Below are 18566 nucleotides of genomic sequence, written 5' to 3'. Positions count from 1 at the left end.
ACTAAACCTCAAGCTGTTCAAGCTGCATAATTTCTTTGCGGTTGAGCACCTCGGACAGATTCAGCATGACAAGCAGGCGCTTTTCACCAATCTTCGCGATGCCGTGCAAATACTTCGCTTTAATGCCGCCAACAACTTCCGGTGGGCTGTCGATCGACTCCGCATCAATGTCGATTACGTCATTTGCCGAGTCTACGATGAAGCCGACTTCAAGCTCATTGGCAGCAACGATAATAATACGGGAGTTTTCCGTCGTAACCGTCTCTTCCAGGCCGAAGCGCCCTCTCAAATCAATGACAGGAATAACGACGCCGCGGAGATTAATTACCCCTTTAATAAAAGATGGCGCCTTCGGAACGCGTGTAATCGGTTGAATTCGTTCAATCGTACGTACTTTGTCTACTTCAATACCGTATTCTTCTTGTCCAAGTGCGAAAACGATAACTTTCAATTCTTCTGCCATTCGTAATCCCTCCCTTATTTAATGAAAGCATTCGGATCTATGATGAGGGCAACTTGTCCATCGCCGAGTATCGTTGCGCCCGAGATGGACTTAATGCTAGGTAAATATTTGCCAAGTGATTTCAAGACGATTTCGCTCTGGCCGATGAAGGAATCTACGATGAGTGCAGCCAGCTTATCACCTTTACGAATAACAACGATCTCGTTCTCTGTTTCGTCCTCTTCGCGATAGCCCGGTACATTCAATACACGACCTAGCGAGACGACTGGGATAACGCTGCCGCGGAACTCAATCATTTGGTTACCGTGAATCGTTGCAATCTGATCCCGCTGTACGATACCCGTCTCGACAATGGAGGACAGAGGAATTGCATACTTCTCGTCACCCATCTTGATCAGCATCGCGGAAATAATCGACAACGTCAGTGGCAGCTGAATCGAGAATACGGTTCCTTGGCCTTGCTTCGAACGAATCGTAACATGGCCGCCAAGCGAGGTGATTTTGGACTTCACGACGTCAAGACCAACACCACGTCCCGAAATGTCTGAAATCTTATCAGCTGTACTGAAACCAGCGGCGAAGATCAGCATCTGCATCTGTTCTTCTGTCAGACGCTTTGCTTCCTCTTCGGTCAATACGCCGTTCTTCACAGCGATACGGCTAACTTTCGCACCGTCGATACCGTTACCGTCATCTTCAACCTCGATAAACACATGATTGCCGCTGTGATAAGCACGCAGGTGAACCGTACCGGTCTCCGACTTGCCTGCCGCAATTCGATCAGCAGGCGTCTCGACGCCATGATCAAGTGAGTTGCGGAGCAAGTGAACGAGCGGATCGCCGATTTCTTCTATAACCGTGCGATCGAGCTCAGTCTCCGCGCCGGTAACGATTAGGTCAATTTTCTTATCGAGCTGCTTCGCAATGTCGCGAACCATCCGCGGAAAACGGTTGAATACCGATTCTACTGGAACCATCCGGAGCTTCAGTACGAGATCCTGCAGGTCCGTGCTTACACGCGCCATATGCTCCACTGTTTCAATAAGATCGCTGCGCTTAATTTCACTCGACAACTGCTCGAGCCTTACTCGGTCAATCAGCAGCTCTGAGAATAGATTCATCAGCGAATCGAGACGATCGATATCGACCCGGATCGTCCGGTTTACCGCAACTGCACCAGCCGAAGCTTGTGCTTTCGCTTCCGTCGTCTCCTTCTTCGCCACCTCTCGGCTAGCTGGAGCGCTTGGCGATGGAGCAGCAGGCTGGACGCGTGCTTCTGCAGTTGGCGCATATAATTGAAGCGATTCTGCATCAAGCAGAACAACATCTGCAAGTTCGATCTCGGAAACGCCTTCGATTTGCGATTTCAACACCTCGGCTTGCGTAGCCGAAATCATAAATACGACGAAGGAACGGTCGAATTTCTCCTGCTCCAAATCTTGTACCGAAGGCTCGGACTTGATAACTTCGCCGTTATTCTCAAGTATGTCGAATACCATATAAGCGCGTGCTGCTTTCAGAACACAGCTTTCGCGCAGCGTAACTTGTATGTAATAAACCTGATTTCCAGCCTCGATCGATTGCTTCAGCACCGAGTGTTGGAAGATATCCAGCAAACCGCCGCCTGAATTGCCTGTTACGGCATCAGCCGTACCGCTTGCCGCACTCGCTGCTTCACCAGCAGACTTATTTTTATAGTCACCTTTGACGATGGATTGCAGCGCAGCATTAATTGCACTGACATCCGCCTTGCCTGTACCGCCTTCGACAACGTCCTGCACCATCGCTTCCAGGGCATCCAACCCTTTAAACAGCGTATCGAAGATGAAGCTGTCCATCGATAGCTTGCTATTCCTAACAAGATCAAGAACGTTCTCCATCTCATGCGTCAGTGAAGCCAGATCTTCAAACCCCATTGTCGCGGACATCCCCTTAAGGGTGTGCGCCGAACGGAAAATGACTTGAACGATACTAATATCGTTCGGGTCGCCTTCCAGTTTAAGCAGATTTTCGTTGAGCGCTTGCAGGTGGTCATTCGATTCGTCGATAAACATTGACAAATATGCGTTCATGTCCATGCTCGAGCACCTCCGTTGATTACTTCTCTAACGTATTGTTACTTCTGTTACTCGGTCGAACGCCTTGCAACTGCCTGAACTAAAGCACTTGAAATACGGGGCAGTGGAACGATGTCCGTTGCCGCTCCCATTTCTACGGCTGCCCGTGGCATTCCGTATACGACGCAGGTTTCTTCTGCTTCAGCAATCGTTGTCAGTGCCCCACTGTCGCGCAGCAACTTCATGCCTTTCGCTCCATCACTGCCCATGCCCGTCATCAATACAGCATGGCGCCGAAGCTCATTGCAGGAAGCCGCCGATTCAAATAACACGTCCACAGACGGTCGGTGTCCGCTGCGCAGCTCATCTTCCGTAAGCTTGATGTAATAGCCGCTGCGATCTTTTGCAAGTTCCATGTGGAATCCGCCAGGTGCGATATATACTGTACCGCTTACCACGCGCTCTCCTTGCACCGCCTCTGTCACTTTCACAGCACTGAATGCATCCAAACGCTGGGCAAGCGATCGAGTAAAGTTAGGTGGCATATGCTGCACAACCAGCACTGGAGCGTTAATATCAGCCGGCAGCGTGCAGATCACTTCATGAAGCGCTCTCGGTCCACCTGTAGAGGTTCCAATTAGGACGATACTATCAAAGACAGGAGTGCCTTTGCGTTTATCTCCTTTGGTAGGCAGCAGCGGGTTCCGATCACTCGGAGCTGTCAATTTGACCGCTTCTACGTACTCAACGGAAGAAGATTGTACAGATGGAACAGTCGTGCTCTTCATAGAATCAGCAGCAACCGGTTTCTGAGAAGCAGTTTTTTCAATAGAAGTGCTCTTCGGTGTCGTCGGCTGCTTCTTCGTCTGTTTAGACTGTCGCTTGCTTTCACCAGCAGCTGCTGTTGGCTCTGGTTGTTTGTCTGGTGTGCCTTCCGAACGCTTTCGGTCGGCAAGCTTAGGAACAGCTATTTGCTTCTCGGGCTTCGTCTTCGATTGTGCTCGGCTTACAAGAACCGCGATGCGCAGCTTGTCCAGCAACTGCTCACCAACCTGGTTAATGTCAACCGAGCCATCGATTGCAGGTTTACGAATAAAATCGAAAGCACCATTATGCAGCGCTTTAATCGTATCACGCGTATTCTCTTCGCTAATCCCCGAGAGCATTATGACAGGCACAGGCCGCTCGTTCATAATGATTTGAAGCGCTTCTAACCCGTTCATTTCTGGCATTTCCAAATCCATCGTAACCGCGTCTGGCTTATGCTTCGCTACCATATCGATTGCTGTAAGCCCATTGCCAGCAGTAGCTACGACTTCGAATTGATCATCCCTCGTAATGAGGTCCGATACAATTTTTCTCATAAAAGCAGAGTCATCTACGACAAGTACGCGATAAAGTGACATCTCACACCTCCGTTATACAAAGGACTATTTCATCAGCCTGATCATCTTATGTAGAAATCCTTTGACACCGCCGTTAGTCGATTGACTTAAAGCCGGCATATCGAGGTAAGCACGCGTAATCGACTGAATCCCTCTTGAGGCATCACTTGTAGGATAAGCGAGTGAAAATGGCCGCTGTTCTCGGACTGCTCGGCTTACGCTCGAATCATCAGCGATAATACCGAGCAGAGGAACTTCGATTCCCATAAACTTACGAGCTGCCATTGCGATTTTTTCTGCTGTTTGCAGACCTTCGCGATTATCTAACGCTCGATTCACGACTAACCGGAAAGATGGCGTATGTCCAAATGATCGAACCATCTTCATCAAAGCGTATGCATCCGTAATCGCGGTTGGCTCAGGTGTCGTTACGACGATCGTCTCATGGGCGGCAGCAATGAAGCTTGCAGTTTCCTTTGATAAGCCAGCGCCGGTGTCAAATATTAAGTAATCGTAGCGTCCCTGCAGTTTATCGAGCTGATCGATAAACTTGTTCAACTGGGCATCAGACAAAGAGAGCAGTTCATTCATGCCAGAGCCCCCAGCGACAAAATGCAAGCCTTGGGGGCCAAGCTGAATAATGTCCCAAATCGTCTTATCCTGCTTCAGCAGATGGTAAATCGAATAGGTAGCCGAATGTCCCATTAGCACATCAAGATTTGCCATGCCAATGTCGGCATCGAAGACAAGAACGCTTTTGCCATATTGCTGCAGAGTTAATGCGAAGTTCAAGCTAAAGTTCGACTTGCCGACTCCGCCTTTACCGCTTGTCACGGTAATGATACGCGTCCCGCGTCCTGCCTGGACGTTCTCATTGCTTCGGACCCAATTCCGCAGCGCCTCTGCTTGATCATACATGTGCCGGAACCCCCAGAAGCATTGCGACGTAGTCATCCGCACTGAAATGCGAGATATCGTCTGGTACCGTCTGACCGCTAGTTACATACGCTGTCTGAAGCTCATATTCAAGAATGAGATTCATAATTGTGCCGTACACTGCTGTTTCATCGAGCTTCGTGAAGATTACTTGACGGATACCATAAGGGATGAAACGCTCTGCAATGATTCGCATATCACTTGTCCGCCCCGTAAGGCTCATTACAAGAAATACGGTGCCTGGCTGTTGATTGTTCAACATACTGTTTACTTCAGATACATGCAGTTCGCTTCGATAATTGCGCCCTGCGGTATCCATCAGTATAAGATCTTTATCCTCCAATTGGCTGAATGCTCTCGGCACTTCATTGGGTGAGAATACGACCTCCATTGGAACGTTCAAAATGTTGGCATACGTTCGCAGTTGATCAACAGCCGCAATCCGGTATGTATCCGAGGTAATGAATCCAACCTTCTTGCCTGCCTTGAGCGTCTGCTCGGCCGCCAGCTTAGCGATCGTTGTTGTCTTGCCGACGCCAGTCGGACCGACGAAGTAAACATTGCGCTCTGTACTGCTAATGCCAGGGTGTTCGTAAGATTTCAGCCAATGTGTTAATATTTCAGCAGCTCGCTGCCAGACTACTTCCACATCAAGCCAGCCTTCTTGCGCTTCAGGCAGTTCATTCAACTCATCACGCAGCTTGTCGATCCACTCTTCTGCAACTTCTTGCTCTTTAAGCCGTTCGCAGAGCAGCCGCAAAGCCTCAGGTTGTGTATCGATTGCCTTCTGCTTCGACAGCTTCATAATCCATTCTTTCATATCACGAATCTCATTGGTCAGCTTGTTCTCCAGCTCGGATTCTGAACGTTGAACGGAAGCAGTCACCGCAGTAGCAGCAGGAGCGGCTGGTTGACTTACAACTGGAGCGGCGTTAAATACCGGCTCATTGTCTGAAGCGGCTACTGCTTGAAGCACGAAGGCCGCCCGTTCGGCAGCCTGACTAGCTTCTAGAGGATCAAGTACAGCTGTTGCTGCAGCACGCATGCTGCCTGTTTCGGAAGACGCTCCGTAGGCTGCAGCTGCAGAAGCAGCCGGCCGCTGCGGCTTATTCACATGGAGCAGTGGCTGTTGGGCTGGACGCGGTTTGTTTGGTTTAGACGTTTCTGCTTCAACAGCAGCTACGACCTCTGTTCTGCGCTTGCGGAACATTCCCATGAACCCGCCGATCTTCACATCTTTTGTGCTAAGGATAACAGCGTCGCTGCCTAGCTCACTGCGAATGAGTGGAAGCGCCTCAGACACCGTATTAACTACATAACGCTTCACTCTCACAGATTCACCACCCCAACGCTTTGTATTTCAATATTCGGCTCAAGCTCACTGTACGACAATACCGGAATATCCTGCATGGTTCGTTCAACAAGCTTGCGCAAATACATTCGAATCGTAGGCGAAGCGAGGACCACCGGCTGATTGCCTGATTGAATTTGCTTCGTTACTTGATCTGTTAGACGCTGATAGATTTGCTGAGTAGATACAGGGTCGATCGACAGATAACTACCTTGATCCGATTGCTGTACCGATTCTGCAATTTTCTTCTCAAGCGCCGGACCAACCGTAATGACGCGAAGCATTTCGCCAGCAGGCGAAAACTGCTGCGTAATTTGCCGCGATAGCGACTGTCTTACATATTCGGTCAGTACATCGGTATCCTTCGTAAAGTGACCTTGGTCGGCCAATGTCTCGAAAATAGTGACGAGATCACGAATCGAGATTTTCTCTCGCAGCAGCTTCGACAATACTTTCTGAACATCCCCTATTGTCAACACATTTGGAATCAATTCGTCGACCAGTGCTGGGTAGTTCTCCTTCACGTTCTCGACGAGCGCTTTCGTTTCTTGACGACCGATCAATTCATGCGCATGGCGCTTAATAACTTCCGTCAAATGTGTAGCGACGACAGATGGCGGATCGACGACCGTGTAACCGGACAATTCAGCCCGCTCCTTCATTGTCTCATCAATCCAAAGTGCTGGAAGTCCAAATGCAGGCTCCGTTGTCTCGATGCCGATAACCGACTCATCATCGAAGCCTGGGCTCATTGCCAAGTAATGATTCAAGAGCAAGTCTCCGCGAGCAACCAAATTGCCTTTAATTTTGATCACATATTCGTTCGGCTTCAGCTGAATGTTATCGCGAATTCGAATCACCGGTACGACGAGGCCAAGCTCAAGTGCACACTGCCGCCTTATCATGATGATCCGATCGAGCAGGTCGCCCCCCTGATGCGCATCCGCGAGTGGGATGAGGCCGTAACCGAACTCGAATTCAATCGGGTCAACTTGCAGCAAGCTGATAACGCTTTCTGGACTGCGAACTTCTTCGATTTGCTGTTCTTCTACCAGCATCTCTTCTTCGATCTGCTGTTTGTTCATATTCTTCTGCAAGCGCCAAGCGCTATAGACGAGAGTGGCAGCAATTGGCAGCGTCGCAAATGGCCCAATCGGGGTAAATAATCCAAGTAGGGCAACCGTACCTGCTACGATATAGAGCAATTTCGGATATTTGAGCATCTGCGAGGTAAGATCCTCTGCAAGATTGCCATCCGAGGAAGCGCGCGTCACGATCATACCGGAAGCCGTCGAGATCAATAATGCCGGGATCTGGCTGACGAGACCGTCACCTATCGTCAAGATCGAGTACGTATGCAGCGCCTCGTTAAATGGCATTCCATGAATAGCCATACCAACAAGGAAACCGCCAATCAAGTTAATGAACAAGATGACGATCGCTGCGATTGCATCGCCCTTAACGAATTTACTCGCACCGTCCATCGCGCCGTAGAAATCTGCTTCCCTTTCAATTTTGGTACGGCGTTCTCTTGCTTGCTGTTCGTTAATCATCCCCGCGTTCAGGTCGGCGTCGATACTCATCTGCTTACCTGGCATTGCGTCCAAGGTGAATCGTGCTGCAACCTCTGCAACGCGTTCAGAACCTTTTGTAATAACGATGAATTGAACGACTACGAGAATGAGGAAAACGATAAAACCAATAGCGATCTCCCCGCCTGCTACCCAGTTACCAAACGTTTCGACAACCTTACCTGCTTCATGCTTACTTAGAATATTGCGAGTTGTCGAAACGTTAAGTGATAACCGGAACAAGGTTGTAATAAGTAGAACGGATGGGAAGATAGAGAACTGCAATGCATCCTTCGTGTTCATTGAAAGAAGCAATATCATAAGTGCTGCTGAAATGTTAATGATGAGAAGCACGTCCATTAGGACAGTTGGGACGGGAATAACCATCATGAGCACAATGCCGATGATGCCGATCAAGATGACCAGGTCCCTAGGTTTCATGACGCGTTCCCCCGTTTCAAGAAGATTTCACTCGGCCTTTCAACTTATATACATATGCCAGCACTTCCGCCACCGCTTGGAACAAATCCGAAGGAATCGAGTCGCCGATTTCCGAACGGTCGTACAGCGCTCTGGCGAGCGGCTTGTTTTCCATCGTAATGACGCCGTGCTCCTTGGCTGTTTCCCGAATACGGAGCGCTACATAGTCCATCCCTTTCGCAATAACGACTGGTGCTTCCATTTTGGAAGCATCATATTTCAACGCTACAGCGAAGTGAGTTGGGTTTGTAATAACGACGTCTGCTTTCGGTACTTCTTGCATCATGCGCTGAAGCGCCATCTTCCGTTGACGATCGCGAATTCGACTTTTGATAAGCGGATTACCCTCGGTGTTTTTGAATTCGTCCTTAATGTCTTGTTTGGACATGCGCAAGCTTTTGTTGTGCTCGTACTTCTTGTAGAAATAATCGCCTACCGCGAGAGCGACGAGCAAGGCACCGATTTTGATACCAAGCATCAAGGTGACACCACCTACGAAGCTGGCGAGCTCCGTAACCGGCAATTGATCAAGGTGTAGAATACGTCCCCACTCGCTCTTTAGCGATTGGAACACGACAATTCCGATTATAAGCAGCTTCAGCATTGCCTTTATAAATTCGATCACTGTACGCAGCGACATTATGCTCTTCAGTCCTTGAAGCGGGTTCAATTTACTGAACTTCGGCATTAAAGGATGTCCTGTGAACAGGATTCCGACCTGTGCGTAGTTGGCGAGCAGCGCAACTAGAACCGCGATAATGAAGATTGGTGACAGCATGATGAGCATTTCATACATCAAGCTCGTCATCAACGACATAATATTGCCTGGTGTAGCTTCCATCGTGAGCCATTTATCGAATAGGTCGCCGAACATCCCAACGAGTTTATCCTTATAGAATGGCCCGATCATGGCGAAGCTCATAAAAACGAACAATAAAATTAACGCGCCCGGCAATTCGTGTGACTTGGCAACTTGGCCTTTATTGCGAGCTTCTCCAACCTTCTTGGGCGTCGCTTTCTCGGTCTTCTCTTGACTGAACAATTGCAGATCTAGCTTTAAGCGATATCGGGCTCTTTCGTCCAACTTGCAGTCACCTCCTTGTCGGTACCAGCTGCCGCCTAGAGGGCGGCACCTAGCCTGCATTCGGTCGCTGCAGCATCGTTAATAACTGATGGAGCCGTTCGAACATCGTCGAGAACAATTGGTCAAACATATTCGAGAACGACGGCACGATTAGTGCTAATAAAAATAGACCGAGCAATACTTTGAGCGGCATCCCTATTACGAAGACGTTGTACTGTGGCGCCGTCTTAGCAAGAAACCCAAGACCGACATCCGTCAGAAACATCGCGACAAGAATGGGGGATGCAATTTGAAACGACAGCATGAACGTCTCAGAGAAAGTTGTAACAATGAAATTCGAAACTTTGCCATCATACATGTGTGTGAATAAGTCATTATCCAGCGGCAGCCACTGATAGCTATCCATGAGTGCGGTAATCAAGTAATGATGTCCGTTGAGTGATAGGAACACCATAATCAGCACCAAATGCTTCAAGTTGCCAAGTATAGGCGAAGAAGCACCTGTCATCGGATCGATGACATTGGACATCGCGAAGCCCATGGATATATCCATTAACGAGCCTGCTGTTTGAACGACCGTGAAGAACAGATAGACGACAAATCCGATAAGCAGACCGACTAATACTTCACGAATGACGAGTAAGGCATACGCAGCGTCCAGATCGACATTCTGTTTCACCCCGTATGTTAGAAATACGATAAGTGATAGGAAGAAACCGATGCCGATTTTAAACGTAGTAGGTACCATCTTCATGGAAAATATGGGAGCTACGACGAAAAACGCTGTCATTCGACAAAATATTAGCAAAAAAATAGGGAACCCCTGTGCGATCAGCTCCATCCTTTTAACCAGCCTATCCGATGTATTTATACAAGTTGTTCAAGATGTTAAATGTGAAGTCTACCAACGTATTCATAATCCATGGGCCAAAAATGATAATGGAAGCAAACACGGCTACGATCTTTGGTACGAATGCGAGCGTTTGCTCCTGGATCTGTGTAGTCGCTTGAAAAATACTTACGATCAAGCCTACCGTAAGACCAATAACAAGCATCGGCGCACTCGCTTTAAGAATCGTAAACACGGCCTCACTTGCTAGCCCGATAATAAAATCCGCACTCATTGCTGTTCGTTCCCTCCGCTAGCTCATATTAAAGCTCATCAGCAGTGACTTGACGACCAAGTACCAACCATCCACCAGGATGAACAGCAATATTTTGAATGGTAACGAGATCATGACCGGCGGAAGCATCATCATCCCCATTGCCATTAGCGTACTAGATACGACCATGTCTATTATGAGAAACGGTATGAATAGCATGAAGCCCATTTGAAAGGCTGTCTTGAGCTCGCTAATCGCATACGCTGGAACGAGAACCGTGATCGGAATATCTTCATAGCTGCTTGGCTTCTCTGTTTTCGTGTACTTGATGAACAAGAGCAAATCTTTCTCTCTTGTCTGCGAGAACATAAACTTCTTCATTGGTTCAGCCGCTTTCTCGAACGCTTGCGTTTGCGTGATCTCACCTTTCAAGTAAGGCTGAAGCGCTACTTGGTTCACTTGTGACAACGTAGGCGACATGATGAAGAAGGTAAGGAACATCGCAAGACCGATTAACACCTGATTGGGCGGCATCTGCTGCGTGCCGAGTGATGTACGGACGAAGCCGAGTACAATGACAATTCGTGTGAAGCTTGTCATCAGCATCAGAATCGCTGGAGCGATACTGAGAACGGTTAACATCAGCAGTATCGATATCGCACTGGAGCCCGATCCTTCTGTTTCATCCCCGATCGAAATGTTGACGTTCGGCAGCGGTTCGGCATAAGCGTGAGAATGGAACATTCCCAGCATCACCAATTGCACAAGGGCGACTGCAATAATCCATTTTGTTTTCATTCGTCCATCAACCGATCGCTTTGATTTGGTGTACGCAGCAGTGTTTCAACTTGCTGCTTGCGCTGCGATTGTTCGTCTAGCTTGCGGCGGAGCATTCGCTCAAAATCCGGCCCCTCGGACGAACTGTCGGCTGCTGTGCTGTCACCTGCGTGCTTGTTCTTCTTCAGCTTGCCGATCAAATCCGACAATGCTGCTGGATTCCAGTTGACCGCGTTGCTCTGTTCCATAAGGCTGATAATATGCGAAGCTTGCTCAGCATCGTCCACCTTATCGATCAGTGTGACATCTTCCCCAACACCGACTACATACACTTTGCCAGCCAATTCGACAACCTGAAGCGATTTATGCTGCCCGAGCGGCACACCTCCAAGTGTACGAAGCGCTCGATTCGCTCCCCAGCCTCGATTACGCCGAGCTAGCATTTTGATTAGGAAAACGATCAAAAAGATAATGACGGCTAATACGATCATGACTGTTATGAGAGTTCCGGTCATATTGCCATCAAAAGTAGGAGCAGTATCCGTCGTCTCCAGTCCTTCGGACGCCGCGGCAGCCTTCCCTGCGAGAAGCGGGAGAATGGCTGTCGCGAGCGCCGCGACACGAAGCTGGCTTTTAGTCATAATACGAAAGTCCTAACCTAGCGTTTTCTTGATAGCTTCAATTACGCGATCTGCTTGGAAAGGCTTTACGATAAAGTCTTTAGCACCTGCTTGGATAGCGTCGATAACCATCGCTTGTTGACCCATTGCAGAACACATGATGACTTTCGCATTCGGATCAAGCTTCTTGATTTCTTTCAGTGCAGCGATACCGTCCATCTCAGGCATCGTAATATCCATCGTTGTCAGGTCAGGCTTCAGTTCTTTGAACTTTTCGACAGCAACTGAGCCGTCCGGTGCTTCCCCTACAACGTCGTACCCATTTTTCGTCAAAATATCACGGATCATCATACGCATAAATGCTGCGTCGTCTACGATTAGAATTCGGTTAGCCATCGTTCACATTTCCCCCTAGGATGTTATTGAATTTTTTGCATGCGGTCCCATTGACTAACGATATCCGTTACCCGGACACCAAAGTTTTCGTCAATGACGACGACCTCGCCCTTCGCGATCAGTTTGTTATTCACGAGGATATCCACCGGCTCACCAGCAAGCTTGTCCAGCTCGATAATCGATCCTTGCGACAACTCTAGAATATCTTTAATCTGCTTTTGGGTTCTCCCCAATTCTACCGTTACTTTCAGTGGAATGTCGAGAAGCAAATTAAGATTTGTGTCGTCTGCTTGCACATATGGAGCGCCTTGGAAATTCGCGAACTGAACGGGCTGAACATTCACATTGCGATTTGGATGTTGACCATATGTATTCGGGCCTTGCGGCGGCATCGCGTAAGCCTGCTGCTGCGGTTGTGCATAAGCGGCTGGCGGTGCTGCAGGAGGCATTGCTGCAGGCGGCTGTGGTGCTGGTACAGAAGCTGCTGCAGGGGCTGCAACTGCTTGTACAGGAGCCGGTGCCGACGCTGCTGCTACAGGGGCTGGAGCCTCATCCATGCCACCCATGAGCGTTTGAACCATTTGCTTCGCGAACGATACCGGAAGCAGCTGCATGATCGTAGAATCGATCAAATCACCAATCATTAGACGGAAGGACACGTTAATGAAGTAGTCATCTTGTGGCAGCGAATTGACGCCATCGCCATTGTCGACATCAAGAATGTTAATTCCCGGTGGCGAAATGTTGACGAAACGGTTGAAGATTGTCGACATCGAAGTCGCCGACGAACCCATCATTTGGTTCATTGCTTCTTGAACGGCACTGATATGAATTTCATTCAGTTCTCCTGGCGGAACGTCTCCCTCTCCGCCAAGCATTAGATCCGCAATCACTTGCGCATCATGCGTTCTAATTACTAGGGAGTTAATACCTTGAAAACCATCCACATATTCAACCGATACCGCAACATGCGGCTTCGGAAATACTTCTTTGAGCTCCGAACGTTTCACAAGCGTTACTTGAGGCGTCGTGATATCTACTTTCTTGCCAAGAAGAGTCGATAATGCCGTTGCTGCGCTGCCAAACGTGATGTTGCCGATCTCGCCAAGCGCATCTTGTTCAATCGTATCGAGGAAACTCGTTATGCTTTCTTCTGCAGCATCTGTCGTCACCGGCTCAGGATCACTGGATGACTGCCTCAGCAAAGCGTCAATTTCTTCTTGACTCAAATAATCTTTACTAGTCATGTTCTTCCTCTACTCCTTCGCTGACAATTTCGTCAACCTGTACCGCGATTCGATCTTTGACCGAGCCGGGACTGCCGATGAACTTGATTTTGTTTCCAACCTTAACACTCAGTCCTTCGCCAACAGGTTTATTGAGCGCTATAACATCGCCCTGCGACAAGTTTAGGAACTCAAAGATGCTGATGGTCGATTCACCTAACTCTACTGCAATTGGCAGCTGAGCACGATTCACACGCTGCTCGAGCATCTCCACTTCTTCTGGCGAACGCGACTTCTTCTGCGATACGAACCAGTGGTGAACAGATAGCTTCGGCATGATCGGTTCAATGACGACGTGAGGGATACAAAGGTTAATCATCCCTGTCGTGTCACCAATCTTTGTACTAAGCGAGATGAGTGCAATCGTCTCGTTTGGTGAAACGATTTGCATGAACTGCGGGTTCGTCTCAAGTGCTTCCAATCTTGGTTGCAAATCTATAATTGTCTTCCACGCTTCTTGTAGACTTTCAAAAGCACGGCTGAATATACGTTCCATGATTGTCATTTCAATCTCAGTCAACGCATTCATCTTGGATGGCGCAGTGCCTTGTCCGCCTAAGAGACGATCTAGCATCGCGTAAGCGACGTTTGGATGCACTTCAAGCACCATTCGGCCTTCAAGCGGCTCTGCTTCAAAAATGTTCAGAATCGTCATCTTTGGAATCGAGCGAATGAATTCGTCGTATGGCAGCTGTTCTACGTCAACGACGCTAATTTGTACAAAGGTTCGAAGCTGCGCGGAGAAATAGGTTGTCAAATACCGCGCGAAGTTCTCATGTATACGCGTTAAGCTGCGGATGTGATCTTTAGAGAATCGAGTTGCACGCTTAAAGTCATAGGAACGTACCTTTTTCTGCGTATCCTCTTTCTTTAACTCCTCTGCATCCATCTCGCCGGATGATAGAGCAGCTAGCAGCGCGTCAATCTCATTCTGTGACAACACATCAACCAAATCTCTCACCCCCCTTACAGGAATACCGGTCTATCGACTAGATCTGGGACATGACGAAGTTCGTAATGTCGACTTTCACCAGCTTCTCATCTTCGGGAAGCTCTTGGTTGATCAAATTTAGAAGCTTCGATGAGAGCATATCTTGACCCTTAGAACCACTCAATTGATCGACCGTCATATCCGCAATTACACGGTTAATGATCGGACGGATTTGAATGTCTTTCACTTTCTCGAAATCTTCTTGCGATTTCTTACTGTCTAGCTGAAACGCAAAGCTCACAATGAGGACGTAATCATTGTCGAGCAGATTGCGTCTTATATCCTTCAATTCAGAAGTGACCTCCACTCGCTCATCAGCTGACAAGACCTCTACCTTCACAGGCTCTGTCGATTCGGCCTCCTTGCTTGTGTCGTCGAACATCGTATTTAGTAGAACAACTACGACGATCGCAATTAACGTGATGGCTAACAGGATCGAGATTAACCACGGTACCATTTTTCTCATGACGAGGTTTCCTCCGTTTGCTCGCTCTTATAGGTCGTCGCCGCAATGGCGCCAATCGTCTGAAGATAGCGCTGAACGAGCGAAATCACTTCCGAAGACTTTTCAAGCACATGTAATTTTTTACCGGTCGTGAGTGTAATAAGCGTGTCAGGCATCTCTTCAATCGTCTCAATCAACAAAGCGTTAATTGTAATTCGCGTTCCATTCAATCGCGTTAAGCCAATCATACGTTCCCTCCTACAGGCTGTGCAGCTCACCCTCATTGGTCTAGCCCACTAAGCGGCAAAGCTGCTTCGTAAGCATTGGCTGCTCCCAGGGAGAGATTCTAGAACCTCTCCCCGGCCACTGCTTTATCGTTTCAGATTGACGACTTCTTGCAGAATTTCATCGGATGTCGTGATGATGCGCGAGTTCGCTTGGAAGCCGCGTTGTGCCACGATCATCTCAGTAAACTCGCCCGTCAGGTCGACGTTTGACATTTCCAATTGACCTGAGATAATTGCGCCTGTCCCCGTTTCAGCATCGTTCGCCGCACCAACTTCGATATCTTCCAAGTTAGCGTTAGTCGTTACACGATACATGCTATTGCCAACTTTCTCGAGACCGCCAGGGTTCGTTACTTTCACCACGCCGATTTTGAAGTCGGTCGCTTCTGAAGTACCGTCTGCGTTAACCGAAATAATAGTCCCATCCTCTGAGATAGAGAACGATGTTACGTCTTCACCCAAAGTGATAGGCTCGCCTCCTTCTGCTAGAACGAAGTAGCCATCAGACGTAACGAGCTGACGAGCCGAATCAAGGGTGAAGTTACCTGCACGCGTCAGGTATGGAACCTCTTGTTCGTCGTTAGCGCGAACTGCGAAGAATCCGTCGCCATCGATCCTTAAGTCTGTCGCTACGTTCGTCGTCTGTGCGCTGCCTGCAGTATGTACCGTATCAATGGACGAGATTGCTACGCCAAGGCCAACCTGCTTTGCGTTGGTACCGCCTTGTACACCCTCTTCTGGTGATGTCACACCAGAAACGCTCTGGCTCAAAATATCTTTGAACATAACACGGCCGCTCTTAAAACCTACCGTATTCACGTTCGCGATATTGTTGCCAATTACGTCGAGTTTCGTTTGAAAAGCACGCATGCCGGATACACCGGAATACATCGATCTAAGCATGTACGAATTCAACCTCCCGTTTCGGGTTCATTGGAATTTCAATCGCTTCAGTCGATCTGCGATTGCTAGGCTTCCTTCTCAGGTCCAGCCCATTGCTTGTTAATGAAGAATAACAGCACTGTCTATTTGGGTGAATACGGTATTCGATAATTGCGTATGATCCATTGCGGTCACGACCGTTCGGTTCGGTACGTTCACGATCAATGCAACATCAGGCATAACGATTAACGAATCGACAGCACCTTTGGAAGCTGCTTGATCAACTGCGTTAGCCAGCTTCGTCATTGTCTCTGGCGGCATTTCGATTCCACGCTGTTGTATGCGTTGAACTGCGTGCTGACTAAATATGAGCTGTAATTGCTGCTGCTGCAGTACTTGCTCGAATTGGCTTTCCGACGTGCGTAGGATAGACGGGCCACTAGACGATGTGCGAACATCCGCCGGTCGTCCTGGCAACGGATACATCGAGCCGATTGTCACTCGATTATTCATTGCTGTTCTCTTCCTCAGAAGATGCTGTCGACGATGAAGATGAGTAAGTAATCGTGTTTAAATCATCAACATTAACAGCGTAATCGCCGACTTTCGCATACTGTACGCCATCCTTGACGGTGACGGCTTCTACCATGCCAGAGTAAGTTGTTGTCACTCCTTCGTCCGACAGACCAGTCCATTCAACGGTCATACCGATCAAATTAGAAGCTGCACTGAGACTTTGACGAAGCTTACTCATCTCGTCCGACATATTCATCATCTGCTCAAGCGAAGTGAACTGTGCCATCTGAGCGATAAATTCCGTATTATCCATCGGCGAACTTGGATCCTGGTTCGACAATTGTGTTACTAACAATTGCAGGAAATCATCCTTACCAAGCGTTGAAGTCGACTCTTTCGCAGCTGCCTTCTGCACATTCGATGTGCTGTAATTCGGCCAGACTGAGTTAGTACTGACAGTTGATGCCACTTCTTTCACCTCCATCCCTTGCTGTATCCAATAACTGTTAAGCTCTTACGTTAATACCGCGTCCGAATCCAAGCCCTCGAATAACGGTCTGTTCGGCTAGCTCCGTCTCGAATGCAGATAGCTCCGATTCGCTGTTATCGCTAGTTCCACTACTGTTACCTGACTGTTGTCTGCCGGATCCGCCGTCTTGCTGCTGCGCCATCTGACTGTCGACGGACTGCTGCGATACTTCCAACTTTTCAACGTCTAGACCTTGAGATTGAAGGTTAGCACGAAGAAGTGCTAACTGGTTGTCCAACATGTCCTTTGCCGCACTCGAATCGGTAACGAATAATGCCGTCAATTGACCATTCTGAACAGAGATACGTACATCCACTTGTCCAAGATGCTCAGGAGTCAGCGTCAGCTTCGCTTCCGAATTACCAGCCGCAGTCTTCACCTCGAACTTGTTGACCATCAAATCTGCCATCTTCTCAGCGAATTGTTCCACTGGTACTTGCTGCGGTACTTGTACCGTGCGAGCCACCGTGGTCGTTCGCGCTGCTTCGACTGCCTGTGCATGCAAGTTGATCGCAATTGGCGTTTCGTCTGCAGTTACAACAGGCTCCTCCGCATGCTCACTCGTTTGCTGCTGACCAGCAATGACTTGCAGAAGATTTGGGCTTACCGTATTACGGTTCAGCTGATCAAGCAGCGACACCGCTTTAACAGTGACTGTCGTCTGTGTAGTTGTTGCGGTTGGTTGTTCACTTGTACTCGAAGTGTGAGGAGCAATGTTCAAGAGTTGTTCATCCTCTTGAGGTGCTGCCTGCTCATTCTGTCCTGTCTTCAACTGCTGTACCGATTGCTGCAGCACTGTAAGTTGTGAGTTAAGCCATTCGAGCGAGTTGCCAAGCTTAGCTGAACCTAGTTGACCACTTTCAATCGTCTGTTGCAGCTGAACAAGCGCTTGCGCCACATCAACTTTCATGTCTTCAACCTCGAAGCCAGGAACTTGCGGCAAAGGCTGTACAGGCTCCTGTCCTAGCAGTGTCAGCATCGCATTCAATTGATCCAGCATTTGCTGAAGCGTATCTAACATATTTTGCGAATCCTGAGTACTCGCATCATCGGATTGCTGCTCGTCTGCATTATTTTGCAGTCCCTGCAATAGCTCTCCGATTGCTGCAACAAGCTGCTCTGCCGTTAATTGTTCAACTGTTGCCACCTGCGTCGTTGCTGCTGTTTGGTCCGCAGCAGTCGTCGACGATGCTTCCGTCTTCGCTGCTGCCGTACTGGTACCGCCTTGCCCCTTCATACTGCCTGCGAGCTTCTGGCCGAACTGGCCGCTGCTGCCCGCTGCTGCCGCACTCGAATCCGTGCCATTTGCTGCCGTCTTCGACTGCGTCTGCGCAGCTGGAACGGTTGGTGTAGAAGCAATTGCCATATCCATCTGTTTCACCTCCTTCCATCCCTAGAAAGCAAGCG

The 18566-nt window shown here is 48.7% G+C and carries 20 protein-coding genes; all 20 read right to left on the bottom strand.

Annotated features, from left to right (window positions below):
* Position 1: 1 nt before the first annotated feature.
* Positions 2-463: a chemotaxis protein CheW gene (locus DFQ01_RS06650; RefSeq protein ID WP_110043095.1), complete on the bottom strand. Its 462-nt coding sequence runs from the start codon at positions 461-463 to the stop codon at positions 2-4.
* A gap of 14 nt (positions 464-477) precedes the next feature.
* Positions 478-2541 carry a chemotaxis protein CheA gene (locus tag DFQ01_RS06645; protein WP_110043094.1) on the bottom strand — a complete coding sequence of 688 codons (2064 nt, stop codon included), beginning with the start codon at positions 2539-2541 and terminating at the stop codon, positions 478-480.
* A gap of 47 nt (positions 2542-2588) precedes the next feature.
* Positions 2589-3926: a protein-glutamate methylesterase/protein-glutamine glutaminase gene (locus tag DFQ01_RS06640; RefSeq protein ID WP_110043093.1), complete on the bottom strand. Its 1338-nt coding sequence runs from the start codon at positions 3924-3926 to the stop codon at positions 2589-2591.
* Between the two features lie 24 nt (positions 3927-3950).
* Complete coding sequence (locus tag DFQ01_RS06635) at positions 3951-4823, bottom strand: MinD/ParA family protein (protein WP_110043092.1); 873 nt, start codon at positions 4821-4823, stop codon at positions 3951-3953.
* The gene (gene flhF / locus DFQ01_RS06630) at positions 4816-6174 is read right to left on the bottom strand and encodes a flagellar biosynthesis GTPase FlhF (RefSeq protein ID WP_110043091.1); all 1359 of its coding nucleotides are present in this window, start codon (positions 6172-6174) and stop codon (positions 4816-4818) included. The genes DFQ01_RS06635 and flhF overlap by 8 nt, the downstream gene beginning before the upstream one ends.
* Positions 6171-8204: a flagellar biosynthesis protein FlhA gene (gene flhA / locus DFQ01_RS06625; RefSeq protein WP_110043090.1), complete on the bottom strand. Its 2034-nt coding sequence runs from the start codon at positions 8202-8204 to the stop codon at positions 6171-6173. The genes flhF and flhA overlap by 4 nt, the downstream gene beginning before the upstream one ends.
* 16 nt (positions 8205-8220) lie before the next feature.
* Positions 8221-9327 carry a flagellar biosynthesis protein FlhB gene (gene flhB, locus DFQ01_RS06620; RefSeq protein WP_245946561.1) on the bottom strand — a complete coding sequence of 369 codons (1107 nt, stop codon included), beginning with the start codon at positions 9325-9327 and terminating at the stop codon, positions 8221-8223.
* 49 nt (positions 9328-9376) lie between these two features.
* Positions 9377-10168, bottom strand: a complete 792-nt coding sequence (gene fliR / locus DFQ01_RS06615) for a flagellar biosynthetic protein FliR (protein ID WP_110043088.1) — start codon at positions 10166-10168, stop codon at positions 9377-9379.
* Positions 10169-10181: 13 nt separating this feature from the next.
* The gene (gene fliQ / locus DFQ01_RS06610) at positions 10182-10451 is read right to left on the bottom strand and encodes a flagellar biosynthesis protein FliQ (RefSeq protein WP_110043087.1); all 270 of its coding nucleotides are present in this window, start codon (positions 10449-10451) and stop codon (positions 10182-10184) included.
* Between the two features lie 18 nt (positions 10452-10469).
* On the bottom strand, positions 10470-11228 hold the full coding sequence (gene fliP, locus DFQ01_RS06605) for a flagellar type III secretion system pore protein FliP (protein ID WP_110043086.1): 759 nt from the start codon (positions 11226-11228) through the stop codon (positions 10470-10472).
* A complete protein-coding gene (locus DFQ01_RS06600) occupies positions 11225-11848 on the bottom strand; it encodes a FliO/MopB family protein (RefSeq protein ID WP_110043085.1) in 624 nt (207 codons plus the stop codon). The genes fliP and DFQ01_RS06600 overlap by 4 nt, the downstream gene beginning before the upstream one ends.
* A 12-nt stretch (positions 11849-11860) precedes the next feature.
* Positions 11861-12223 (bottom strand): response regulator, encoded by a 363-nt coding sequence (locus DFQ01_RS06595; protein ID WP_110043084.1) that lies wholly within the window; start codon positions 12221-12223, stop codon positions 11861-11863.
* A gap of 23 nt (positions 12224-12246) precedes the next feature.
* Complete coding sequence (fliY, locus tag DFQ01_RS06590; RefSeq protein ID WP_110043083.1) at positions 12247-13470, bottom strand: flagellar motor switch phosphatase FliY; 1224 nt, start codon at positions 13468-13470, stop codon at positions 12247-12249.
* The gene (gene fliM, locus DFQ01_RS06585) at positions 13463-14461 is read right to left on the bottom strand and encodes a flagellar motor switch protein FliM (protein WP_110043082.1); all 999 of its coding nucleotides are present in this window, start codon (positions 14459-14461) and stop codon (positions 13463-13465) included. The genes fliY and fliM overlap by 8 nt, the downstream gene beginning before the upstream one ends.
* Before the next feature lie 37 nt (positions 14462-14498).
* Positions 14499-14966 (bottom strand): flagellar basal body-associated FliL family protein, encoded by a 468-nt coding sequence (locus DFQ01_RS06580; RefSeq protein WP_110043081.1) that lies wholly within the window; start codon positions 14964-14966, stop codon positions 14499-14501.
* Positions 14963-15193 (bottom strand): flagellar FlbD family protein, encoded by a 231-nt coding sequence (locus DFQ01_RS06575; RefSeq protein ID WP_110043080.1) that lies wholly within the window; start codon positions 15191-15193, stop codon positions 14963-14965. The genes DFQ01_RS06580 and DFQ01_RS06575 overlap by 4 nt, the downstream gene beginning before the upstream one ends.
* A gap of 123 nt (positions 15194-15316) precedes the next feature.
* A complete protein-coding gene (gene flgG / locus DFQ01_RS06570; protein WP_110043079.1) occupies positions 15317-16135 on the bottom strand; it encodes a flagellar basal body rod protein FlgG in 819 nt (272 codons plus the stop codon).
* 99 nt (positions 16136-16234) lie between these two features.
* The gene (locus tag DFQ01_RS06565; protein WP_110043078.1) at positions 16235-16627 is read right to left on the bottom strand and encodes a TIGR02530 family flagellar biosynthesis protein; all 393 of its coding nucleotides are present in this window, start codon (positions 16625-16627) and stop codon (positions 16235-16237) included.
* Entirely contained in the window at positions 16620-17099 is a 480-nt protein-coding gene (gene flgD / locus DFQ01_RS06560) for a flagellar hook assembly protein FlgD (protein WP_110043077.1), read from the bottom strand. Before flgD ends, DFQ01_RS06565 begins: the two co-directional genes overlap by 8 nt.
* Before the next feature lie 37 nt (positions 17100-17136).
* Positions 17137-18531 (bottom strand): flagellar hook-length control protein FliK, encoded by a 1395-nt coding sequence (locus tag DFQ01_RS06555; RefSeq protein ID WP_110043076.1) that lies wholly within the window; start codon positions 18529-18531, stop codon positions 17137-17139.
* Between the last annotated feature and the right edge of the window lie 35 nt (positions 18532-18566).

Origin of the sequence: Paenibacillus cellulosilyticus (genome assembly GCF_003182255.1) — a bacterium.
GTDB lineage: Bacteria > Bacillota > Bacilli > Paenibacillales > Paenibacillaceae > Paenibacillus_T > Paenibacillus_T cellulosilyticus.
This window is presented reverse-complemented; position numbering and strand designations above follow the sequence as displayed.